Origin of the sequence: Oceanobacillus oncorhynchi (assembly GCF_000821065.1) — a bacterium.
In the GTDB taxonomy this organism is placed as follows: Bacteria; Bacillota; Bacilli; order Bacillales; family Amphibacillaceae; genus Oceanobacillus; species Oceanobacillus oncorhynchi.
This window is the reverse complement of record NZ_CDGG01000001.1, coordinates 2,620,379-2,640,776: the sequence shown is the minus strand read 5'-3', so window position 1 is coordinate 2,640,776 and position 20,398 is coordinate 2,620,379. Positions and strand designations below refer to the sequence as shown.

Sequence of the window (20,398 nt, the reverse complement as noted above, 5' to 3'; positions counted from 1 at the left end):
TTTTGATTAAACAACCAAAAATATAATCAATCAACCAAATTACATGTTGATTACTTAATAAAGGAGTTTAAAAATGGACAATAAAACTGATGAATTTCATCATCTCCCCCGCTGGTTCCAGCGTATCATACCGTTGCTAAGTATTATTTTATCGATACTTTCATTTTCCTATGTGATGCACCTATACAGTTTAGAATCCTTGGTATTCGCCCAATGGATTCGTTTCATTATCTTTTCTCTTATAAGTGTGGTATTTATACTGGCTGCTATTATTTATTTTTTTAATGGAGCATTGGCTTGGAAATGGTTTATTGGCGGTTTTGGTCTGCTGCCAATCTTGCTTTTACTGCAGCTTATTATATTTCTGCTGACGATAGTCAGAACAGCTGTCGATGCAATCTTTCAAGGAAGGCTTCCTGAACCGGTCCGCACGTTTATTGACAATTATCCAAGCAAATTTGATGTTGTTATATTAGCTGTGCTTTTTATAGCTGGAGTGATATGGATGATTAATAAGCTAAGGAATAAAAAAGGCTGAAGAAATGAGGAGGAGGATTCATGGCTGATTTAGAAACAACTCAAACAAAGCGTGCACTTTCTTTGGATCTTGCACGAGGCTTCATGCTTTTTCTGATAATCCTTTCACATATCCCATTGTTTTTATATACCATCGAACCAGGCGTCATCACCAAAGTTTCCGGCAGTACAGCATTCGATCATTTCTTAAATTTTCTAATGGAAATCACCGTGGATAATCGGGCACGTCCATTATTTGCTATCCTGTTCGGCTATGGTCTCGTCATGATTTACCGTAAGCAATCAGAAAGAAAAGGTACAGCAGAAGCAAAGCGATTGATTAAGAGACGCTGCTGGTATTTGATATTATTTGGCGCTATCCTCGCCGGGGTTGCAGGCGGTCAGGATATCTTGATGACCTATGGTATTGCAGGTCTTTTGTTAGTCTCCTGCTTGAAAAAGGATAACAAAAAGATTAAAAAATATGTGCTTATCTCTACGGTTATCTGTATCATATACATTCCATTGTTTTGGGGTGGTGTCCTGACAGAAAACCAGTCGTACGGATTACCGGTAGAGCTAACTGGTCAGGAAACATATGCAGGTACGATACTGGAGCGTCTGGTTTCTATCCCGATTATTCCATTATTTACGCATATTACCTTCCCTGTTATCCCTTCCGTCCTAATTGGAATGTGGCTGGGGAATATAAATATATTAATTAAACCGCAGCATCATCTTAAGCTGTTAAAACAATTAAGCGTCATCGGGGTTACCATTTCACTTGCCGGCGCCATCCCGCTTGTGCTGATTAACGATGTTTGGTTTCCAAGTCTTTTCACCGCCGGGATTGTATATGGCATCCATATTCTCACTGGTTTTGCCGGCGGCTTAAGTTATGCAGCACTGTTTGGATGGTTAGGAGCCCGCATGAAACAGCGCGGCGGCCTCGTAAAAGCAATTGCTGCAATGGGCAAACGTTCCTTAACATTTTTCGTGCTGCACGAGGTTTTAATAGTGATCCTGTTGTCCCCCATTGCTTTTAATCTAGGGGCATCCTTAACTGTCACCACGTCGTTATTGATCGGTACCGTGATGTGGATGGTTACGCTGTCGATTGCGTATTGGATGGAACGTCGTCAAATAGCCGGGCCTTTAGAAAATTATCTGCGGTATTTAATTTATAATAAGCAGCGATCTTAAAGAAGAAGGCTAGAGAGGTTTCTGCTCCAGCCTTCTTCTTTCTTTGGCAGTTAAGTAAGTATAAACTTTCTTACTGCATAAGTGTAACTATGGTTGTCACCTAAAGGCTTGGTGCCAACCAAGTTTTCTAATATTCCACAAGCAGCAAGAACTGCATCACGACTCCTTCTAATCTTATTTGTTCCTTAAGAAACAGCTGCCGGCGTTTCTTTTTTACTCTTAATATAGTTTAAAACAAAAATCAAAATAATAATGGGGTATCCAATGATATCCGTCATGAACTCTGGTACGATCAAAAGCAACGAACTAATCCCAAGCACCAGCCTGGTTAAGACATTTAGATTCGTATGAATAAATCCTTCAACGGCAGCGCTGATAGCTACTACTGCTATGGCAGAGCTTACAGCAACCATTATAATTTGAGGGATCGCTGCAAAAGGAAACTCTGTGGCATTCGCAGGCAAGCCCGATGGATCAATCAAAAGCATGGCCGGTTCATAAACAAATATGAATGGGACGATGAATCCCGCTATGGCTAACCTAAGCGATATAAAGCCTGTTTTCATCGGGCTCCCGCCTGCCAGACCGGATGCCGCAAAAGAAGCCAACGCAACGGGCGGCGTGATGTTGGCAAAGATACCAAAATAGAATACAAACAAATGTGCAATAAGAACCGGAATACCGAACTCCGCCAAAGCAGGCGCAGCCATGGTAGCCGTAATAATATAGGCTGGAATGGACGGCAGACCCATCCCTAAAACAATCGACGCAAGCATCGTCAGGAGTAACGTGAACATCAATGAACCGGCACCAAGACTCGTTATAGCCGAAGATAATGTGGCCCCAAAACCAGTTAAGTTAACTACTCCGATAACGATGCCGACGACCCCGCAGGCAACGATTGTCGATAACGCTTGTCTGGTCCCGGTTTCCAATGCCTGCAGAATATCTTTGAAATGCATTCTTGTATGTTTTCTAAACCAGGATACAACAACGGTAATCATGATGGTGTAAAAGGCCGCATAAGAAACAGGCACATTAGCAAATAGCATCATAATCAAACTGATGAGCGGTATCAATAAATGCCAGCCTTCCTTCAACACCTTCTTTACCTGAGGAAGATCCGCTTTCGGCAAGCCTCTTAGATTTGCACGTCCGGCGCGGTAATGAACCTGCATGATACTGCTTAAAAAAAATAAAAATGCGGGGATAATTGCGGAAAGAGCGATTGTTCCATATGATATTCCTGTGGTTTCTGCCATAATAAATGCGCTCGCTCCCATAATAGGAGGTAAAATTTGGCCGCCGATCGAGGAGCTGGCTTCTACAGCACCTGCGAAATTTTTATCATAGCCTATTCGTTTCATTAAAGGAATTGTAAAGGCACCAGTGCTTACAACGTTTCCAACGGCTGAGCCGTTGACTGATCCCATAAAAGCACTTGAAATAACAGCTACCTTTGCCGGTCCGCCCTGCTTATGACCAGCAAGTGCCAGAGCCAAATCATTAAAAAATTTCCCCATTCCGGATTTCGCTAAAAAAGCGCCAAACAAAATGAATAAGAAAATGAATTGCACAGACGCACCGATTGCCGTAGAAAATAGCCCTTCAGTTTTTGTGTATAATTGCCCGAAAATATCCGCTAAATCAAAAGGCCTTGTTAATAGCATTCTCGGCAGCCAATCCTGATGGCTAAAGAAAGGGTAGGCTAGAAATAGCAGAGCCAATATAGGTAAAACCCAGCCGGTAACCCGCCGTGCAGCTTCAAACACTAAAACAACTGTCAGTATCGCCATCAAAATATCGGCAGTGTTCGCAACGCCGCCGCGTACCGTTACAATATCCTGATAGACGGTAAACAAATAAATACAGGAAGCGATTGTTAATCCAAAAAGCATCCAATCGTAAAAAGGAATTTTCCTGCGGTCTTGGGCTTTAAATGTTGGGTAAAGCAGAAAGACCATTCCTAAGCCAAACATTAAATGAAAATTACGCTGCAGGAGCGTGGGGAGCGGGTTAAATGTAATATACAAATGAAATATTGCATAGCTGATCGCCAGAATGCTGAAAAACCAGACAATCGACTTATTGTTCCATTTCCGTACATTGGATTCCAAATCATATTTTTCGAGTACCTTCTTTACCTTGTCCTGTGACATCTCAGAATCTGCGGCAGCGTGCAGCTTATCATTTTTCAAAAATAATCACCCCTTATGTATTCCCAGACAGGTAATTTTCGTGTTGTAATCATGACATTTTCATATTGGTCAAAATGGTGATATAAAGGTATTTCACGATCACCAATAAACAGCGTAGTTTGTACAAATTCAGAAATGGTTACATTTAAATCCTCATAATCTATATCAAGCTCCATTTGAATAAATCCATTTTCTGTCATTGTTTTCTTGGCTTGAAAGGGAGTTCCGGCACCAAATGTTTTAAAAAACGTATCGCTTAAAATGATTTTCTCATCTTTCCTCTGATATCTTTCAAACCATTCCTCTTTTTCAATCGAATGAATCCATCCTAAAACAAACGCTTCCTCTTTGATAAAAAAAGAAGTATCCTCTCCCGCTACTTCTATGACAGGAATACGATAGAAAAGAGGAAAAAGGAGCAAGATAAGCAACGAGCTCCCTATCCAAATTCTTTTTTTCTTATTGCTCATTAAAATATTTTTCAGCTCCCGGGTGTAACGGCGCAATAAGCCCCTCCTGAGCATTTTCTATTGAAATATCCTCTGCTGCTTGATGGGAATTACTTAAGGTATCCAGGCTTTCAAAGAATGTTTTCGTTAATTTATACACATCCTCCTCGCTAAAATCACTGCGCACAACCAGCGCATTGGGTACAGCTGCAGTTGGAACAGCCTCCTCGTTACCATACGTGCCAGCCGGAATTTCAAAGTCTATAAAGTAGGGATGTTCCTCTGCGATTTCTGTAATATTATCTGCATCGATGGTTACTAAATTAATATCCGTCGTTTCCGATAATTCTAATAAAGAAGCATTAGGCAAACCGCTTGTTAAAAAAGCCGCATCAATCCGCCCTGAAGATAAGCCATCCGCTGCCTCAGCATAGCCAAGGTAATCTGCCTGCAAATCGTCATAAGAAATGTCGTGTCCCTCCAATAACGCACGGGCATTCAGTTCTACTCCCGATCCCTGATCACCGACAGCAACGCGTTTTCCAGCTAAATCTTCTATTGTTTCAATCCCAGCATCTGCCCTGGCAACAATCTGAACCACATTCGGATATAAATTCGCAATCTGGGAAATACCCTCTAAGGGTTCTGAGAAGCTCGCTTCCCCATTTAACGCCTGACTCAACGCATCACTCATCACAAAAGCCATTTCCACTTTTTCCTCTGCCATCAGGTTTAAATTCTCAGCCGATGCTCCAGTTGTCTGTGTTCTTGAGTTTACATCGTACGTATTCGTGTAAATATCCGCTAAGGTAGTCGCTATAATATTGTAAGGACCAGACGCTCCGCCTGTAGCAATCGTTACGATATTGCTGTCCAAGCTCTCGCTCTCACTTTCTTCATCATCTCCATTGCTTCCACAAGCCGCAAGCAGCAGCCCAGCTAGTACAATAAATGAGATTAATAACCCCAGCTTCTTATGTTTCATCATTTTCTCCCCCTTTTCCCCTGCTCTCTTACATTTATAATCCTCCCATTTTTAAAATAGAACTTTTCTCAGGTATATTGACTATTTATTTTTGTCATGTAAAAACAAAGACGGCTCTCTATCAAGAGGAAGCCGCCTTTGTTGATTTATGAATGTTTTTTTGTCTATTTTTATTGAATTCATATTTCATGCTAAAAAATGTTAATGCTGCATTCACAAGTATATTCAAAAGTACTAACAAGATCGGTAAGTCGATATTTGGTGCAAAAATGGTATGAGCCAATGTAATAATCACTCCACTAAGAATGAAATAAGAACTGAACCCAAACACTTGAAAAATGAAGTTTTTACTCTTAACGGTATATATCCCCAAAGGAATCAATAAAACAATACTTAGATAAGAGCTTATCGCCAGCCAGCTCACTGCCTCAATGGAATGATTCGCGAGCAAGGAAGGCCATATATTTAGCAGCGTTTTTAATCCAAATATATAGAAGCTCATATAAAATAACAGCCCTGCTATGTTCAGAAAAATACGTTCCATCAGTAGATACCAAAAGCTATGTCTCTCATGTTTGGTTTCATATATAAGTTCATAAATAACCCCCAATAATAATCCTCCTGCTATGACATATAATTGCACCATTGGCAGGTTCCCTTTAAACATTTCGAGAAAGAATTTGGCAACCTCTATGAGCTCACCCAACATTGGATTCACCTCCCGCTTTTGTTATAGCTAAGCAGCCTCCCTTGATATATTGAGATTCCGTTTGCTTACTAACTCTTATACGAAAGCTAAATGAAATCAGCGCTTCTATTATATTTCTTCTTCAAATGATAAATTTATTGGTTCGTCCTGCAGTTCACCCTGTATCTCCAGATTCGTTGTGGGCGTATTTGCATCTACTTCTTCAAATGTAAATTGATCTGACCATACCGTTCCCTGACCGGCTAAATTGATGCCAAACGAAATAACCGCACTTTTTTCCGGTACATCTAACACAATCGAATAACGATTCCAGTTTGTCGTCCCTTTAATAGGGCGATTACTCATATTATCAAATTGAACGACATCCTCCGTCGTGTCATCTACCCGCATCCACATCCCAGCGTAGGTTTCTACATCTTTCGTGCGGATAAAACTCGACAACCGAATGCGTTTTCCTATAAAACGGTCTGCTTTAAATGCCTGCATCATCGTGGCGAAATGCGTTGAATCGAGTACGGTCTTGGATGTTAAGTAACCAGAAGCTTTGCCTTGGTGAACAATTTCATGATCCACACCCATTTCATAACTAAACGGATCTGACCCGCTCAAAAACCAGCCCTTTATTTTTGTTTCCATGTACGATTCCTCCTTGTTTTTTATCACATCAGACATCAGCCTGCGATATTGGCCAGGGGGCAGCTTATATATTTTTTTAAAAGCTCTTGTAAAGGATTCTTGTGATTCAAATTGATAGTAAAATGCAATATCCAAAATTCGTTCCTTTGAGTAGAGTAAAGCAGCAGAGGCATTTGCCAGCCTGCGCATCCGAATATACTCCGTAATCGTCATACCTGCCGATTTTTGAAATATACGGTGGAAGTGGAATTTCGAAAAATTGGATTGCCGCGCGATGTCTTCTATTGTAAGCGGCTCGTGCAGATGCTCCTCGATATACATAATGGATTTTTTTACAACGAATTTATAGTTATTCAACGTAAGCTCCCCTCCTTATCTAAATATAGAATATCAAAATCCACGATTTGCTTTTTGATATATTTTGCGGTGTGCTTGTTTTCCTTCTTTCTAATTACTTTCACTCGTATAGCAGATGTTTTTCCACCTGTATTCATGTACTTCAAAATTATAGCTGACATGGTCATGAATGCAGCCTTTCCTTCATATTATATCTAGAGGTGAGATAATGGGAAGAATAGCTTACCGAGAAGCAGATGTTGACGTAATGGCGAGGATGATGAGAGCAGAAGCGGAAGGCGAAGGAAAACAAGGCATGCTATATGTTGGAAATGTCATTGTGAATCGCGTTGTAGCAGATTGCAGTGATTTTGTTGACTTGCGAACTGTTGACGATGTCATTTTCCATGTTCAAGGAGGAAATTATTCATTTGAAGCTGTTCAAAAAGGAAATATGTTTTATCAAAGAGCAAGAAATTTTGAAAAAAGATTAGCAAGACAGAATCTGGATTTTTGGAGGGAACACCCGGCGAAGTATGCTCTTTGGTACTTTAATCCGTATGCCCCATGCCCTCCAACATGGTATGATCAGCCTTTTTCCGGTCAATTTAAGCAGCATTGCTTTTATGAACCGGCGCCTGGAACCTGTGACAGTGTTTATATGAGATGATGCGTTTTCTTTTGGATACCTTTTGTAATGCTGATGAGAGAAATGATTTTTCACAATCAGGTTATTAGAACCTAGCCAATGAAAAATGGCTCTATTAAATGAATTATGATGTATGAGAAAAAGGGACTGTTGGACAATGGTTACTTCATTGTGCAACAGTCCCTTTTTTAAAGAATTAAAATTTTTAATAGTACCTATTCAAAAAGCAGGATAAAAAGGATCTAGAATTTCGAGGTGACGCAGCTTTGAATACTAAAGTATACATAAATGGTAAATGAGGAACGAAAAAGCAAGTCAACGGACTTCCACAGGAGGCAGTAACTTCTACGTTGCCCGCATGGTGTGGGCGTTTTTAGCAGAAGATTCTCTTTCTTAAGTGTCATTTTCACCGAGCTTTTTAAACATCCTCCAATACCAACTCTAGTCGTGTATTAATTGTAAAGTGACTAAAAGTATTATTTAGGTAGTTAATTCATAGCTTTCTGCAATCAAATCTCGGATATCGTCTAAATCCTTTGTATAATCTAGAACAATGCTGACCCAATTATTTTTATCCATGTGATAAGCAGGATATATATTTTCATTTTTTCTTAATGAACCTATAAATTCTTTTCTAGCTTTTACATTTAATATATCAATTTTTCTATCGCTTTTTATTCCTAACTTATCTTCTGTGATATCCATAATTAAGCCAAACCATTTTTCATTATTTTTATGCCTTAAAGCTGCAAAATTTAGAGATTTTTCCCAGGGATAATCCGGTTTAACATCATATCTTTCTTTAACATATTCAAAAATATCTTTTCTTTTTAACATTGATAATCTCCCTATACGCTGGTTTATCTACTTATTTATGGATTGCTTTATCCAATAATTTGTTCCCTTTTCTGGGTAACATCAAACCTGCATAAGCGTTATCAATAAATTTACGATTTGGATAAGAAAAGCTATTTAAGTGAGGAGCTGTATTCTTTTATTTCAATTTCCCGCCAAACACAGGCATGTCACTCGCATCTCCATAATCTTTAATGCGCTCGACATTTTTCAAGAATTCCATATCCTCATCAGAAATGGTAAAGTCTACATCGGCATTATTTTTCATATGCTCCGGATTAGCTGTTTTAGGCAATGGCAGCAAGCCAAGCTGTAACGTATAGCGGATACTTAATTGCGGAATGGAAACATCATATTTTTCAGCAATAGCTGCAACTTCCTCATTTTTAAATAATTCTCCATGGGCAATTGGTGAATATGCCTCGACAAGTATGCCTTGTTCCTGCGTATATGCAATCAAATCAAATGGTGTATTGCTGATATGGGCTAAAATCTGGTTAACTATTGGTTTGACATTGCAATGATAAAGAATATTATCCAAACCCTCTTTTTGAAAATTAGATACCCCGATGGCACGAAGTTTTCCTGCTTCATATGCTTCTTCAAGAGCACGCCAAGCTTCGCGATTCCCTTCAAAGAAACGCTCTTCTCCGTCAAACTCCATCCATGGCTGCGGACTATGGATAATCATCATGTCAATATAATCAAGATTTAACTTCTCCAGGGATTGGTTAATCGATGAAACAGCTTCTTCATAGGATTTTACTTCTGCAGCAAGTTTTGTGGTAATAAATAAATCTTCTCGATTCACACCACAATTTATAATTCCTTGACTGATGCTACTTTCATTTCCATATGCCTGAGCCCTATCAATATGGCGATAACCAAGTTTCACAGCCTCTATCACTGCCTGAGCGGCATCATCATTATCAATAAACCACGTTCCAAGACCTATTTTAGGAATTTCAATCTTATTTGACAGCTGATACGTTTCATTTAAAATCATTTGAACATCTCCTCGTATTTATAAAACGAATAGACTTTATTTTATAGCTTACCCGCTTTGAAAATGATTATAGTACCTATAGTTAACTATAGGTCAATCGTTTTTTATTATAATTGGATAAAACCTGTCTTTACATATCCTTCGTTCAGCACTTCCCGGAATAGAAATACATTGTTATTTCCTCTCCTCATCTATCCTCCAAGGATAATAGCAGAAAATTGCGGAAATTCAATATGAAAAATATTTGGATATTCTTTAACAGAAAGCTACAAAATATCAAATGAAAGTGTATAATGTACTTCGTGACGAAAATGGACAAAATCGGACAGTTATTTTTTATTTTCTATAAATCACTGGTAAAATATATAGGAAACAAGGATACGAAGTTTCTTTTTGTTTAATGGAGGTTAAGAAATATGTTCAAGAAAAAACCAGATAAATTTTCCCTTTATCTCGTTGATTTTGCAAAGCATTTACATGAAACGGCAGATTATTTTGTTCATTTCAAGGTAAAAGACTCGGAGACACTGAAACAATTTTCCGATACGATAAAAAAACATGAATCCGTCGCGGATGATAAGGTTCATGAAATCATTAAAGAGTTAAATCAGGCTTTTATTACGCCGATTGAGCGCGAGGATATTCTTCAGCTTGTCAATAATCTGGATGACATCATGGATGGGATTGAAGAGTTCTCCTCCAGAATGGATATTTATCATATTTTATCTTCAGATGATTATATTGACCAATTTACAAATTATATATTGAAATGCGCCGAAGAAATTTTGACGTCCATGGAATTAATTGCTGACTATCAATTAAAAGATGTAGAAGCGCATGCCATTCGGATTAAGGAATATGAAAGTAACTGCGACGAGTTATATCGTGAATCCTTAAGGAACTTATTCCAAACCGAAAAGGATGCTATTAAAGTCATTCAGTATAAAGAAATTTATGAAATTCTGGAAGAGATTGCAGACTATTGTCAAAATGCAGCAAGTACACTTCAAAGCATCATCATGAAAAACGCGTAAAAGAGTGGTTAAAAAATGGATTTTCTTACTGTAATTATCGTATTGATTGTAATTTTTGCTCTTCTCTTCGACTTTATAAACGGGTTTCACGATACAGCAAACGCCATTGCAACATCGGTATCAACAAAAGCCTTGACACCCAGAAGAGCAATTATATTGGCCGCTGTAATGAATTTTGTCGGAGCATTAACCTTTACCGGTGTTGCTCAAACGATTACGAGCGGCATTACGGACCCATTTGAATTGGATAATGGGTTAGTCGTTATTTTAGCCGCTTTGATTGCGGCAATCATCTGGAATCTGGTGACATGGTATGCAGGAATTCCGAGCAGCTCCTCTCACGCAATTATCGGAGCTATTACGGGAGCGGTTATTGTATCAGCAGGAGTTCATGCCATCCATTTTCAAGGATTTCTATCTATTCTTGAAGGGCTGCTCTCCTCGCCAGTGATTGCCTTTATCATCGGATATATTATATACAGTATTATTAAAGTTATTTTTAAAAACAGCAATTTAGCAAAAACCAATAAACGATTTCGGCTCGTACAAATTTTAACCGCATCGGTACAATCCTTTGCCCATGGTACGAATGACGCTCAAAAATCAATGGGGATTATTACGATGGCATTGATTGTCGGGGGGATGCATCCAACGACAGATATCCCCTTTTGGGTACAAGCTTCATGTGCTACAGCAATGGCGCTTGGAACTTCTGTCGGCGGATGGCGAATTATTAAAACAGTTGGCGGAAAAATTATGAAAATCCGTCCGGTAAATGGGGTTGCAGCTGACCTTACTGGTGCTGGTGTCATCTTTGGAGCAACACTCATTCATTTACCTGTAAGTACCACCCATGTTATTTCATCCGGTATCCTCGGGGTTGGAGCCTCGCATCGGCCTAAGGGAGTTAATTGGGGAGTAGCCAAACGGATGGTTGTCACCTGGGTGATTACATTGCCAATAACCGCTGCGCTTGGCGGGGCTATTTATTATATTTTAGATTTGTTTATTTGAAAATGGTTTAGCTGCTGTTACAACAAATCATGAAAAGCTTGGTATCTCTGCTGTAGGTTTAGCAGAAAGGCTTTATACACTTAGATAATCTGGTCTTTCCTTAATTAGGGAAGGCTTTTTTATTGTTGATGTTAGTATGTTTTAATTAGGCTCTATACTGAATGTGGTGGTGTCCTCCGTTCCATCGCCAGATGGAACGGAGGCAAAAAAATACACTCCTTTTCCTCTCTCTGATAACCTTGAGTTGTCGAGACAAAAGGAATGGGAGAGGAAAAGAGTGCAACATCATTTTATCACAGAGTTATTAGGAATTAAAGATACACATGTAGATGTGTGGGATATCAGAGAAGAAGAAAGTTATTTGATTGCGGAATTATTCACGAAACAGCGTATGCAGAAATGTCCTTGTTGCGGGAAAAGAACGAAACGGATACACAGTTACCGCTGGCAAAGCATCCAAGGACCAGTGTTAACGACAAAAGAAGTTCATATATCTCTGCGAAAGAGACGTTATATTTGTATGTCGTGTCACCACACATTTTATGAGCGTCTCCAAATGATCCATCGGTATCAACGGTGTACGGCGAGTGTGCAAACGGCAGCGATGATGCATGCCGCTGTAAGTTCCTTTCGTACAGCGGCGCTGGTAACGGGAGTAACAGTGAATCGTGTGTTACGGTGGTTTGATCAGAAGGAACTGCCCACCAGCAAAGTGTTACCGCGAGTCATTGCGATCGATGAGTTTAAAGGCGACGCAGATGGAGAGAGGTTTCAATTGAATGTGGTCGATGTGGAGAACCGAAGAATTATCGATATCTTGCCAGATCGAAAAGTGGAGACCATTGAAGCGTACTTAAATTCCTGCGATACAGGTAAAGTGGAAATGGTAGTAATGGATTTATCTCAAGCGTTTAAACAAGCGATTCGAAAAGCGCTGGGAAACCCATTGATTATCGCTGACCGTTTTCACTTTATGCGTCAGGCCTACTGGGCTTTGGATGAGGTCCGCCGTGAAGTTCAAAAGCAATTGCCCAAGAAAGATCGAATTCGAATGAAACGCTCCAAAAAACTTCTGTGGAAATCATGGACAACCTGTTCGGATGATCAGAAGAAGAAAGTCCAGGAATTATTAAAGATAGATCTCCGTTTAAAGGAAGCCTATGATTTAAAGCATGAACTGGATACGTGGTTTAAGGAAAGTGATGCGCACAATGCCACAGCGGGATTAGAAGCATGTCTGGAAAAGTTGAATGCATCCAGATTAGAAGGATTTCATCGTGTCGCACGTACATTTAAAAGATGGCAACAAGAAATTCTGCATTCTTTTATGTATCCTTTTAATAATGGCTACATAGAAGGCGTTAATAATACGATTAAAGTATTAAAAAGATTATCTTATGGAATTAAACAGTTTGATCGAATGAGAAAGAAAATTCTATGGCAACAAGAGGTAAAGCTTGTGTTAAAGCAAGCTTATAAATAAAGAGGTGGAGGAATGATATTCCACCACCACATTTGACATAGAACCTTTAATTAACAACAAGGTGAATGCATGTTTCAATGGATTCATCTTATGTCGTTTTAAAAAAACGCCCTGCCATAAATAAGCTGAGAGGAAGAATAGCGAGTTATATCATACCAGCACACATGATGAATAGCTTAAAGAAGTAAACTACTATAAAATAAAAATATATTTCTAAAATATTTACTATTGACAACTAAACCGGAGGAATAGAAATCATGTCATTAAAAGCTGGAGACACCATTACATTTGAACGAACTTTTACATTAAAGGATGTTGAATTATTCACAGCACTTTCAGGTGATGCAGGTGTTCATCACCAAACTCCTGATGAACAAGGAAGACTCGTTATTCAAGGGCTGTTGACTGCCACACTGCCGACCAAAATCGGCGGAGATAATAACGTGCTTGCCCGTAATGCAAATTTTGAATTTCTACGGCCTGTCTTAACCGGAGACACGATCACTTGTGAAGTATTCATTGAAGAATATAAAGAAACAAAAAAGAATCGAAAAACAATTGATACGACCTTCTTATGTAAAAACCAACACGGCAAAAACGTATTAAAAGGAAGCTTTTCCGGGATAATACGTTAAATTTTGTCAGATCTTTATATTGGGAAAATGAAAAAGGAGCAGAGGAATACCTCCCCCTAAAGCAGGCCTGAAAACTACTACAGGGGGAGTAAATCGTAAAAATAATGTGTTTAAAATCGCTTCATTACAATATATTTCAAAAGAGAAAAAATTAAGGCAAACTCAGCTTGGTTGTTCTGCCTCCATCTACTGTATAAACCTGTCCTGTGATAAAGCCTGCTTCATCAGCAGCGAGAAATGCTACCAGCGCTGCTACCTCCTCCGGTTTTCCGGTCCGTCCCACAGGATGAATTTTTCCGAGATCGCGTTTGAATGCTTCAGCATCTGGTGAATTTTCGATAAGATTAATGTTCAAATCGGTGTCAATCCATCCAGGCGCAACAGCATTGCAACGTATTCCTTCATGTCCATGATCAACTGCTATGGAACGAGTTAACCCTAAAATTCCCGACTTTGTGACAGCATAGGCTGCATGCCCGGGATTTGCAGCCAGCCCCTCCACCGAACTGGTATTGACAATACTGCCTTGTGTCTTGCGCAGATAAGGCAAAGCGGCACGAGTCAATAGAAACGGTGCAGTCAGATTCAAATCGATGTTGCGCTGCCAGTCCTCTAAGGTCATTTCTTCAATTCCTGCTTCCATCATCATGCCAGCATTATTAATCAAAACATCCAGCTTTCCAGCACGGTCAATGACCTCCGCTACAACGCGCTCAGGTGTCTGTGGATCGGAGAAATCAGCAGGAATCCAGTCGAACATCTTATCCTCGCCGCGCTGCGCAGTGATGACAGTCGCCCCCTCTTCATGCAGGCGACGCGCGATGGCTTGCCCGATTCCCGAACGCCCCCCTGTCACCAATGCTACTTTACCTTCAAAACGATTCATTTGGTTTGTCATTATCCTATTCCCCCTTTGCCTAATCATGTTACACATTTGGATGGACGCTGTAAAACACGGGGATTATGGGGGAGCTAGGTCATATATAAGGCAATCTATTTTTGCCTCTATTGAGTCAAGTGATATTAAGGCTGCAATATTATTGTATCGACAGCCCCTGCTTTACATATCTTGCATATTAAAAAGGGACAGCCTAATAATTCAGCTGACCCCATCATACAAAAACGAATCAATAACACGATTTTTATATATTTACATTTAATTTTTTAGCTTCTGCAACCATATTTTCAATTAATGCTTCAACCGTTTGGCTCTTAGCTAACCTGGTACTTTGCCCGGACCAAAGAGACATGAAATCTGGATTATTCTCTGCAAAGGCAGCTTTTCTAATATCCTGCGTCAGTGTATTTTGAACAGGAAAATCCGGCAAATATACTTCATGATTTTGCATTTCTAAGATAAAATGATTTTTAACTCCCCGCGCCCATTTACCAGAAAATGACCGGGTGTAGACCGTTTGATCCTCACTAATGCTCAGAACGGCTTCCTTGTGGACCGGATGTGCTCCGCTTTCGACACAAGTCAGGAAGGCCGTCCCCATTTGCACTCCCTGTGCACCTAAACACATCGAGGCTGCTAATCCTCTCCCATCCATGATTCCTCCAGCAGCAACGACAGGTATCGTTATTGCATCCGTCACTTGTGGAAGCAGGGACATTAAACCGACAGAATCAGAGCTTTCCTGTTCCTGATTAAGAAACCCTCCTCGGTGACCTCCAGCTTCACTTCCCTGGACCACGACCATATCCATTCCTGCCGCTTCATTTTGAACTGCCTCCATAACCGTTGTAGCCGTTCCCATCAGCGTTATATTATGTTGTTTTAATTCTGCAATCACTTCCTGGGATGGAATGCCAAAGGTAAAGGAGCAAATAGGAACCTGTTCTTCGATGACAACCTGAATCTGTTCTTTAAATGCTTCCAAAACTTCATTATAATCAGCAATTCCAAAGTTATCCTTATCAGGTAAATGTAATTGCTGACGAATTGTGGTTAAAGCCTGATTTGCCGCTTTCATACTATCTTCTGAAACATCGAATGGTTGAGGGACAAACAAATTAATTCCAAACGGCTTTGAGGTCAGCTTCTGAATTTCCTTGATTTGATCCCGTATTTGCGTTGGAGCCATGTACCCTGCCCCAACCATCCCCAAACCGCCTGCATTCGAAGTCTCGGCTACTAATTTTGAAGTAGTCACCCCCCCAGCCATTGGTGCCTGTATAATCGGATACGCTATCTTTAAACATTTTGTCATTTCATTACGTAGCATCATTTCCCGCCTCCCTATTCTTTTCCTTTACGCCTCTATTCTTCTTATCATGCAGCATTTCATTGTGGACTATATGGTTTTCGATTAAATAATGATATATAAATTATACAATTTTTTTGGTATATTGAATAATACGTAATTATGATATTGGATATCAATACATTAGATAGCAAAGAAAACCGGGGGAGGGACTTATATGGATTTGCATTTATTAAACATTTTTCGTACGGTTGCGAGGCTGGGGAGTATTTCACAGGCTGCAAAAGAGCTCCAATATGCACAATCAAACATTACCATGAAAATTCAGCAATTGGAGAAAAGCCTGCAAAGCCCCCTTTTTTATAGATATAATCGCGGGATGACATTGACGGACAAAGGAAGCTTGCTTTTAGCATACAGCGAAAAAATATTCCATCTGATAGAAGAGACAGAAGCGGCGATGAAGGATGACCAGACACCCGGCGGATCGTTAATTATCGGGTCAATGGAAACAACTGCGGCCGTGCGTTTACCGCCTTTTCTTTCAACGTATCATCAGACTTTTCCCAAAGTGGATTTAACCTTAAAAACAGGTCCTACCGAACAAAATATCCAGGGTGTGCTTCAGCATCAGATCGACGGTGCATTTATTGCCGCACCTGTTGAGCACCCTGCTCTCATCCAAAAGGAAGTATTCGAAGAGGAAATGGTTCTGATAACCGATACGAAGCATCCGGATATCTCTTCCATCGAAGATATTCAAACCGATACCATACTCGTCTTCCGTTCAGGGTGTGCTTACCGGGAAAAGCTTGAACATTGGCTGCATCAGGAGGGGTTGATTCCTGCTAAAATTATGGAGCTCGGAATAATGGAGGCAATTATTGGGTGTGTATCGGCCGGACTTGGCCTAAGCATGCTTCCGTTAAGTGTTGTTTCTAAACATATACAAGAGGGAAGCCTGAAACAACATTCCATCCCTCATCCATACGAGAAAGTGAAAACCGTATTTATTTATAGAAAAGACAGGTATATTCCGGCATCTTTGACGGCATTTATCAACCTACTTCCAGAGAAGGTAAAGACTTAATCAAGAAAAAACCGGACGCCCTGGCCGGTTTTTTCTTTTCCCATTCTTATGTCAGAACACTTTCCGAGACTTTTTCCTCCGCTTCATCTTTCACAATTTTGATAACCCTGGCCGGATTCCCGCCAACGACTACATTATCCGGTACATCCTTCACAACAACCGCACCGAATGCAATAACCGCATTATCTCCGACAGCTACTCCCGGATTAATGACTGCACTTCCCCCGATCCACACATTGTTTCCAATCGTAATCGGCTTTGCGTATTCTTTTCCTGAATTACGCTCGGCAGGATCAATAGGATGGGTCGCGGTATAAATTTGAACGCCGGGCGCAAGCATGCAATTATCCCCAAATCGAACTTCACATACATCCAAAATCGTACAGTCGAAGTTGGCAAAGAAGTTTTCTCCTACATAGGTGTTACTGCCGTAATCAAATCTGATATTCGGCTCCATATAAACATTTTCTCCAGTGGAACCAAGCAGTTCCTTCAATAATTTCGAGCGTTTTTCTTCTTCTGTTTCCAGCGTTTGATTATATAGCCGAACCTTTCCTCTCGCTTCTTGACGCTCTTTTAATAAAACGGGGTCCTCCGGATCATACATTTCTCCAGCTAACATTTTTTCTTTTTCTGTTTTCATTTCCATAAGCTCCTTCATACTTTGTATCAAATTCATACCATCTATGTTTTCTAATATGCTTGCTGGATTCCCGGCAATTAAAATATTATCGGGCACTTCCTTTATGACGACGGAATCCGAAGCAACCCTATATCCATCGGCTTCTCCTATTACACAGTCAATTCTATCAAGTTACCTTCCGGGTCCTCAAAGACACTTTCATAATACCCGTCCCCAGTCACACGCGGACCATTTACAAGCGGGTAGCCATCCTTTTTTAATCTGTCAGTTATTTGGTCAACGAGCTCTTTACTGCCCAGTGAAAGAGCAATATGAGCCCATCCTAACAGCTCAGCAGAAGCGGATTGTTCAATATCTGATCTGCGCATGATTTCTAAGCGTGCAGATGTATCAAATATTAGAAAATAGGATTCAAAGCCCTTCTTTTCATTATGATACTTCTCACCTGCAACCGCTTGAAAATACGTTTCATAAAATTCCTTCATCTTTTCTAAATCCTTCACCCAAATTGCCACGTGTTCTATTTTCATATTTTTTCTCTCCCTTCGGATGGCAGAAATCTAGTCCGAGATTTTATAATCCATTTAAATAAGTATGCACCTGCTGGATATTGCTTTTTTCGTCACAAGTGCACTGAGTTAGTATCATTAAATCCATAATAACAGAATTCGTTCCTCTGCTCTTCCATTCACTACAACAATTATTATGAATACCTTTATTCTATACTTGCTTGATACGCTTCGTACATTGCCTCCCAATCATTTTTATCTTTTTCTGTAATTTCTCTATGAACGCTACAGGGATTCCCCAAAGCAACAACATTTTTTGGTATGCTTTTTGTCACGACAGATCCGGAACCTATCACACTTCCTTCACCAATAGTTACCCCTGGATTGATTACAACATCCCCCGCTATCCAAACATCATCTTCAATCGTAACGGGCAAGGCATATTCTAGACCAGTATTCCTTCCCTCTCTATTAATGGGATGCAGTGCAGTGTAAATGCTGACTCTCGGACCAATCGCAACATTAGTGCCAATATGAATCTTATTTAAGTCTAAAAAATACAGTTAAAATTGCAGAAAAAATTATCTCCTACATAAAGTGAAACTTCCTTCAGCGGGCTTGAACCTCGATTATCCACCCCAACATAAAGCATTTTAAAGGATTTATAAAATTAATTTCACATCAATACAAATTGTAAAATAAAGGGAATTTTTCTTTAACTATTTCCTGACCCTTTTAATTAGGTACATAGAAATAACCAATCCTCCATGGTATGGTAATATATGATATTATTTATCCACCATAATGAAGGAGGAGGTGTTACGTAATGAAAAAGTATGTATTGATTATGATGATTTTATTTGTAAGCGCATTATTATTAATGGCATGTGGCGGAGAAAACGATGAAAGTGAAGCTTCCGATACCAACACCGCTGGCAATCAGGAAGATGATAGTGAAAATCAAGAAGCGGGCGCAAATCTTCCGGAAGAAGTAATCCGTGACGCCGATGCTGACCCAATCGAACTGGAAGATCAAATGGGACTTGAAATGGGAGACAAAGGCTATGTCATCACACAGTCGGAAAACCTTCCGCTTGCTGTAACGTTAAACAGTGTGGAAAAAACACAGGATCTTGGAGCAGAAACGAAAGACGGAGATGAATTTTATCTGATCGGTGATTTCACATTCGAGAATCTGGGAGATAGTAATATAAAAATTGAAAAACCAGATGCAGCTTTAGGAGCAGATGAATCCGTCTTCCTGAATGACGAACTGACAAAAGGAGATCGGCTCGGAATGGGTGCTTGGTATCTCGATGACCACAATAATATCGACTCTGACAATCCAACAAACGCTGCCTCCTTAGATCCGGGGGAAGAAGCAAATCATAAGATTGCTATTTCTATGCGTGAGGGTGCAGATGACTATATTATTTTCTTTGGTCTTTATACTTCAAATAACAGAGATTATCAGAATAAAGCTGCATGGACAGTCCAGTCTGACCAGTTAGATGAAAATTAATCAGACAAAAAGACTCCCTTTATATGAAAAGAGAGGATTCATCCTATCTCTTCATATTAAAGGGAGCCAATTGCGAGCAATTCTATATTTAAGATTTTCATCATTTTTTTGATTATATGCTAGTCTTCCACTTAAGCTTCATCAAAAATTTCTTTTGCTAAATTAAAGGCAGACCAAGCTTTTGGCCACCCTGTATAAAATGCAACATGCGTAATCAATTCCACGATTTCTTCTTTGGTTACGCCATTTTGTTTTGCCATTTTTAAATGTGCTTCTAATTGCGGTACACCTTGGGTCATTAAGCTTGCACAAGTAATCATGCTGCGGTCACGCGGAGACAATTCGGACTCTCTAGACCATACTTCACCAAATAAAACATCATCATTCAAATGCGTTACGACCACATCACCAGGCTTTAAGAATTGTGCCGTTTTTCCTTCTTCCTGATACCATCCTTCGCCGCCAGTTACCAGCAATAATTGATATCCATCATGATGGATATGCCAATTGTTACGGCATCCAGGTTCAAATGTGACATTACCGACACCTACATTGATTTTCGGATCGGCAACTAAGCTTTGCAAATAGCTTTGGCCTACAAAATATTACGCAAATGCATCATTTTTTTCTCCTGCTGGAAAATCACGCCATTTTTAACTTCTTCATTCTTTGCCATTCTTTATTCCTCCCATTTCGGATATGGATCTAAGAAATTTCTG

Annotated in this window: 22 protein-coding genes and 1 pseudogene; 9 read left to right on the top strand and 14 right to left on the bottom strand. The window is 39.8% G+C overall.

Annotated elements, in window-relative coordinates:
- The first annotated feature begins 73 nt into the window (after nt 1–73).
- Nucleotides 74–538: a hypothetical protein gene (locus tag BN997_RS12615; protein WP_042532720.1), complete on the top strand. Its 465-nt coding sequence runs from the start codon at nt 74–76 to the stop codon at nt 536–538.
- Between the two features lie 20 nt (nt 539–558).
- On the top strand, nt 559–1,719 hold the full coding sequence (locus BN997_RS12610; RefSeq protein WP_042532718.1) for a DUF418 domain-containing protein: 1,161 nt from the start codon (nt 559–561) through the stop codon (nt 1,717–1,719).
- A 185-nt stretch (nt 1,720–1,904) separates the two neighbouring features.
- Here the strand turns inward: BN997_RS12610 and BN997_RS12605 are convergent, their stop codons facing one another.
- From BN997_RS12605 to BN997_RS12585, 5 genes are all read right to left on the bottom strand, one after another.
- A complete protein-coding gene (locus tag BN997_RS12605; RefSeq protein WP_042536086.1) occupies nt 1,905–3,878 on the bottom strand; it encodes a TRAP transporter permease in 1,974 nt (657 codons plus the stop codon).
- A 35-nt stretch (nt 3,879–3,913) separates the two neighbouring features.
- Entirely contained in the window at nt 3,914–4,423 is a 510-nt protein-coding gene (locus tag BN997_RS12600) for a DUF1850 domain-containing protein (protein ID WP_052485003.1), read from the bottom strand.
- Nucleotides 4,377–5,351, bottom strand: a complete 975-nt coding sequence (locus BN997_RS12595; RefSeq protein WP_042532716.1) for a TAXI family TRAP transporter solute-binding subunit — start codon at nt 5,349–5,351, stop codon at nt 4,377–4,379. The genes BN997_RS12600 and BN997_RS12595 overlap by 47 nt, the downstream gene beginning before the upstream one ends.
- A gap of 121 nt (nt 5,352–5,472) precedes the next feature.
- Complete coding sequence (locus tag BN997_RS12590; RefSeq protein WP_042532714.1) at nt 5,473–6,060, bottom strand: hypothetical protein; 588 nt, start codon at nt 6,058–6,060, stop codon at nt 5,473–5,475.
- Between the two features lie 108 nt (nt 6,061–6,168).
- Nucleotides 6,169–7,017, bottom strand: coding sequence for a helix-turn-helix transcriptional regulator (locus tag BN997_RS12585; RefSeq protein ID WP_042536083.1), 849 nt, complete (start codon nt 7,015–7,017; stop codon nt 6,169–6,171).
- A 244-nt stretch (nt 7,018–7,261) separates the two neighbouring features.
- Here BN997_RS12585 and BN997_RS12580 point away from each other — a divergent pair, with 244 nt between their 5' ends.
- Nucleotides 7,262–7,702, top strand: coding sequence for a cell wall hydrolase (locus tag BN997_RS12580; protein ID WP_042532712.1), 441 nt, complete (start codon nt 7,262–7,264; stop codon nt 7,700–7,702).
- A 459-nt stretch (nt 7,703–8,161) separates the two neighbouring features.
- Here the strand turns inward: BN997_RS12580 and BN997_RS12575 are convergent, their stop codons facing one another.
- Nucleotides 8,162–8,518 carry an MmcQ/YjbR family DNA-binding protein gene (locus BN997_RS12575; protein WP_042532710.1) on the bottom strand — a complete coding sequence of 119 codons (357 nt, stop codon included), beginning with the start codon at nt 8,516–8,518 and terminating at the stop codon, nt 8,162–8,164.
- A gap of 157 nt (nt 8,519–8,675) precedes the next feature.
- Nucleotides 8,676–9,542 (bottom strand): aldo/keto reductase, encoded by an 867-nt coding sequence (locus BN997_RS12570; RefSeq protein WP_084612935.1) that lies wholly within the window; start codon nt 9,540–9,542, stop codon nt 8,676–8,678.
- A 416-nt stretch (nt 9,543–9,958) separates the two neighbouring features.
- Here BN997_RS12570 and BN997_RS12565 point away from each other — a divergent pair, with 416 nt between their 5' ends.
- The 4 genes from BN997_RS12565 (at nt 9,959) to BN997_RS12550 (ending at nt 13,708) form a co-directional block, all read left to right on the top strand.
- Complete coding sequence (locus BN997_RS12565) at nt 9,959–10,576, top strand: DUF47 domain-containing protein (protein ID WP_042532709.1); 618 nt, start codon at nt 9,959–9,961, stop codon at nt 10,574–10,576.
- 15 nt (nt 10,577–10,591) lie between these two features.
- Nucleotides 10,592–11,590: an inorganic phosphate transporter gene (locus tag BN997_RS12560; RefSeq protein WP_042532707.1), complete on the top strand. Its 999-nt coding sequence runs from the start codon at nt 10,592–10,594 to the stop codon at nt 11,588–11,590.
- 277 nt (nt 11,591–11,867) lie between these two features.
- Entirely contained in the window at nt 11,868–13,073 is a 1,206-nt protein-coding gene (locus BN997_RS12555; RefSeq protein WP_042529866.1) for an ISL3 family transposase, read from the top strand.
- A 257-nt stretch (nt 13,074–13,330) separates the two neighbouring features.
- The gene (locus tag BN997_RS12550; RefSeq protein ID WP_042532705.1) at nt 13,331–13,708 is read left to right on the top strand and encodes an FAS1-like dehydratase domain-containing protein; all 378 of its coding nucleotides are present in this window, start codon (nt 13,331–13,333) and stop codon (nt 13,706–13,708) included.
- A 151-nt stretch (nt 13,709–13,859) separates the two neighbouring features.
- Here BN997_RS12550 and BN997_RS12545 read toward each other — a convergent pair whose 3' ends face one another.
- Complete coding sequence (locus tag BN997_RS12545) at nt 13,860–14,564, bottom strand: SDR family NAD(P)-dependent oxidoreductase (RefSeq protein ID WP_244882423.1); 705 nt, start codon at nt 14,562–14,564, stop codon at nt 13,860–13,862.
- Between the two features lie 286 nt (nt 14,565–14,850).
- Complete coding sequence (locus BN997_RS12540; RefSeq protein WP_042536077.1) at nt 14,851–15,936, bottom strand: NAD(P)H-dependent flavin oxidoreductase; 1,086 nt, start codon at nt 15,934–15,936, stop codon at nt 14,851–14,853.
- A 196-nt stretch (nt 15,937–16,132) separates the two neighbouring features.
- On the opposite strand from BN997_RS12540, the gene BN997_RS12535 reads away from it, so the two are divergent.
- Complete coding sequence (locus BN997_RS12535; RefSeq protein WP_042532702.1) at nt 16,133–17,005, top strand: LysR family transcriptional regulator; 873 nt, start codon at nt 16,133–16,135, stop codon at nt 17,003–17,005.
- 46 nt (nt 17,006–17,051) lie between these two features.
- On the opposite strand, the gene BN997_RS12530 is transcribed toward BN997_RS12535, so the two are convergent.
- The 3 genes from BN997_RS12530 to BN997_RS23530 all read right to left on the bottom strand — a co-directional run bounded on the left by BN997_RS12530 (nt 17,052) and on the right by BN997_RS23530 (nt 18,594).
- A complete protein-coding gene (locus BN997_RS12530; RefSeq protein WP_042532700.1) occupies nt 17,052–17,648 on the bottom strand; it encodes a sugar O-acetyltransferase in 597 nt (198 codons plus the stop codon).
- A gap of 149 nt (nt 17,649–17,797) precedes the next feature.
- Nucleotides 17,798–18,178, bottom strand: coding sequence for a VOC family protein (locus BN997_RS12525; protein WP_042532698.1), 381 nt, complete (start codon nt 18,176–18,178; stop codon nt 17,798–17,800).
- A gap of 185 nt (nt 18,179–18,363) precedes the next feature.
- Complete coding sequence (locus BN997_RS23530; protein WP_052485002.1) at nt 18,364–18,594, bottom strand: DapH/DapD/GlmU-related protein; 231 nt, start codon at nt 18,592–18,594, stop codon at nt 18,364–18,366.
- 389 nt (nt 18,595–18,983) lie between these two features.
- On the opposite strand from BN997_RS23530, the gene BN997_RS12515 reads away from it, so the two are divergent.
- Entirely contained in the window at nt 18,984–19,679 is a 696-nt protein-coding gene (locus BN997_RS12515) for a hypothetical protein (protein WP_042532696.1), read from the top strand.
- Nucleotides 19,680–19,810: 131 nt separating this feature from the next.
- On the opposite strand, the gene BN997_RS23240 is transcribed toward BN997_RS12515, so the two are convergent.
- Nucleotides 19,811–20,083, bottom strand: coding sequence for a carboxymuconolactone decarboxylase family protein (locus BN997_RS23240; RefSeq protein WP_042536075.1), 273 nt, complete (start codon nt 20,081–20,083; stop codon nt 19,811–19,813).
- Nucleotides 20,069–20,355: pseudogene (locus BN997_RS22945) on the bottom strand (cupin domain-containing protein); the annotation flags it as partial. The gene BN997_RS23240 and the pseudogene BN997_RS22945, both read right to left, overlap by 15 nt.
- Between the last annotated feature and the right edge of the window lie 43 nt (nt 20,356–20,398).

Excerpts from the sequence above, each read along its gene's own strand:
- BN997_RS12570 (WP_084612935.1), bottom strand. The coding sequence starts at position 9,542 with ATGATTTTAAATGAAACGTATCAGCTGTCAAATAAGATTGAAATTCCT.
- BN997_RS12560 (WP_042532707.1), top strand. The coding sequence starts at position 10,592 with ATGGATTTTCTTACTGTAATTATCGTATTGATTGTAATTTTTGCTCTT.
- BN997_RS12575 (WP_042532710.1), bottom strand. The coding sequence starts at position 8,518 with ATGTTAAAAAGAAAAGATATTTTTGAATATGTTAAAGAAAGATATGAT.
- BN997_RS12540 (WP_042536077.1), bottom strand. The coding sequence starts at position 15,936 with ATGCTACGTAATGAAATGACAAAATGTTTAAAGATAGCGTATCCGATT.
- BN997_RS12530 (WP_042532700.1), bottom strand. The coding sequence starts at position 17,648 with ATGAAAACAGAAAAAGAAAAAATGTTAGCTGGAGAAATGTATGATCCG.
- BN997_RS12515 (WP_042532696.1), top strand. The coding sequence starts at position 18,984 with ATGAAAAAGTATGTATTGATTATGATGATTTTATTTGTAAGCGCATTA.
- BN997_RS12610 (WP_042532718.1), top strand. The coding sequence starts at position 559 with ATGGCTGATTTAGAAACAACTCAAACAAAGCGTGCACTTTCTTTGGAT.
- BN997_RS12565 (WP_042532709.1), top strand. The coding sequence starts at position 9,959 with ATGTTCAAGAAAAAACCAGATAAATTTTCCCTTTATCTCGTTGATTTT.
- BN997_RS12580 (WP_042532712.1), top strand. The coding sequence starts at position 7,262 with ATGGGAAGAATAGCTTACCGAGAAGCAGATGTTGACGTAATGGCGAGG.
- BN997_RS12535 (WP_042532702.1), top strand. The coding sequence starts at position 16,133 with ATGGATTTGCATTTATTAAACATTTTTCGTACGGTTGCGAGGCTGGGG.
- BN997_RS12590 (WP_042532714.1), bottom strand. The coding sequence starts at position 6,060 with ATGTTGGGTGAGCTCATAGAGGTTGCCAAATTCTTTCTCGAAATGTTT.
- BN997_RS12605 (WP_042536086.1), bottom strand. The coding sequence starts at position 3,878 with ATGTCACAGGACAAGGTAAAGAAGGTACTCGAAAAATATGATTTGGAA.
- BN997_RS12615 (WP_042532720.1), top strand. The coding sequence starts at position 74 with ATGGACAATAAAACTGATGAATTTCATCATCTCCCCCGCTGGTTCCAG.
- BN997_RS12595 (WP_042532716.1), bottom strand. The coding sequence starts at position 5,351 with ATGAAACATAAGAAGCTGGGGTTATTAATCTCATTTATTGTACTAGCT.
- BN997_RS12525 (WP_042532698.1), bottom strand. The coding sequence starts at position 18,178 with ATGAAAATAGAACACGTGGCAATTTGGGTGAAGGATTTAGAAAAGATG.
- BN997_RS12550 (WP_042532705.1), top strand. The coding sequence starts at position 13,331 with ATGTCATTAAAAGCTGGAGACACCATTACATTTGAACGAACTTTTACA.
- BN997_RS12585 (WP_042536083.1), bottom strand. The coding sequence starts at position 7,017 with ATGTATATCGAGGAGCATCTGCACGAGCCGCTTACAATAGAAGACATC.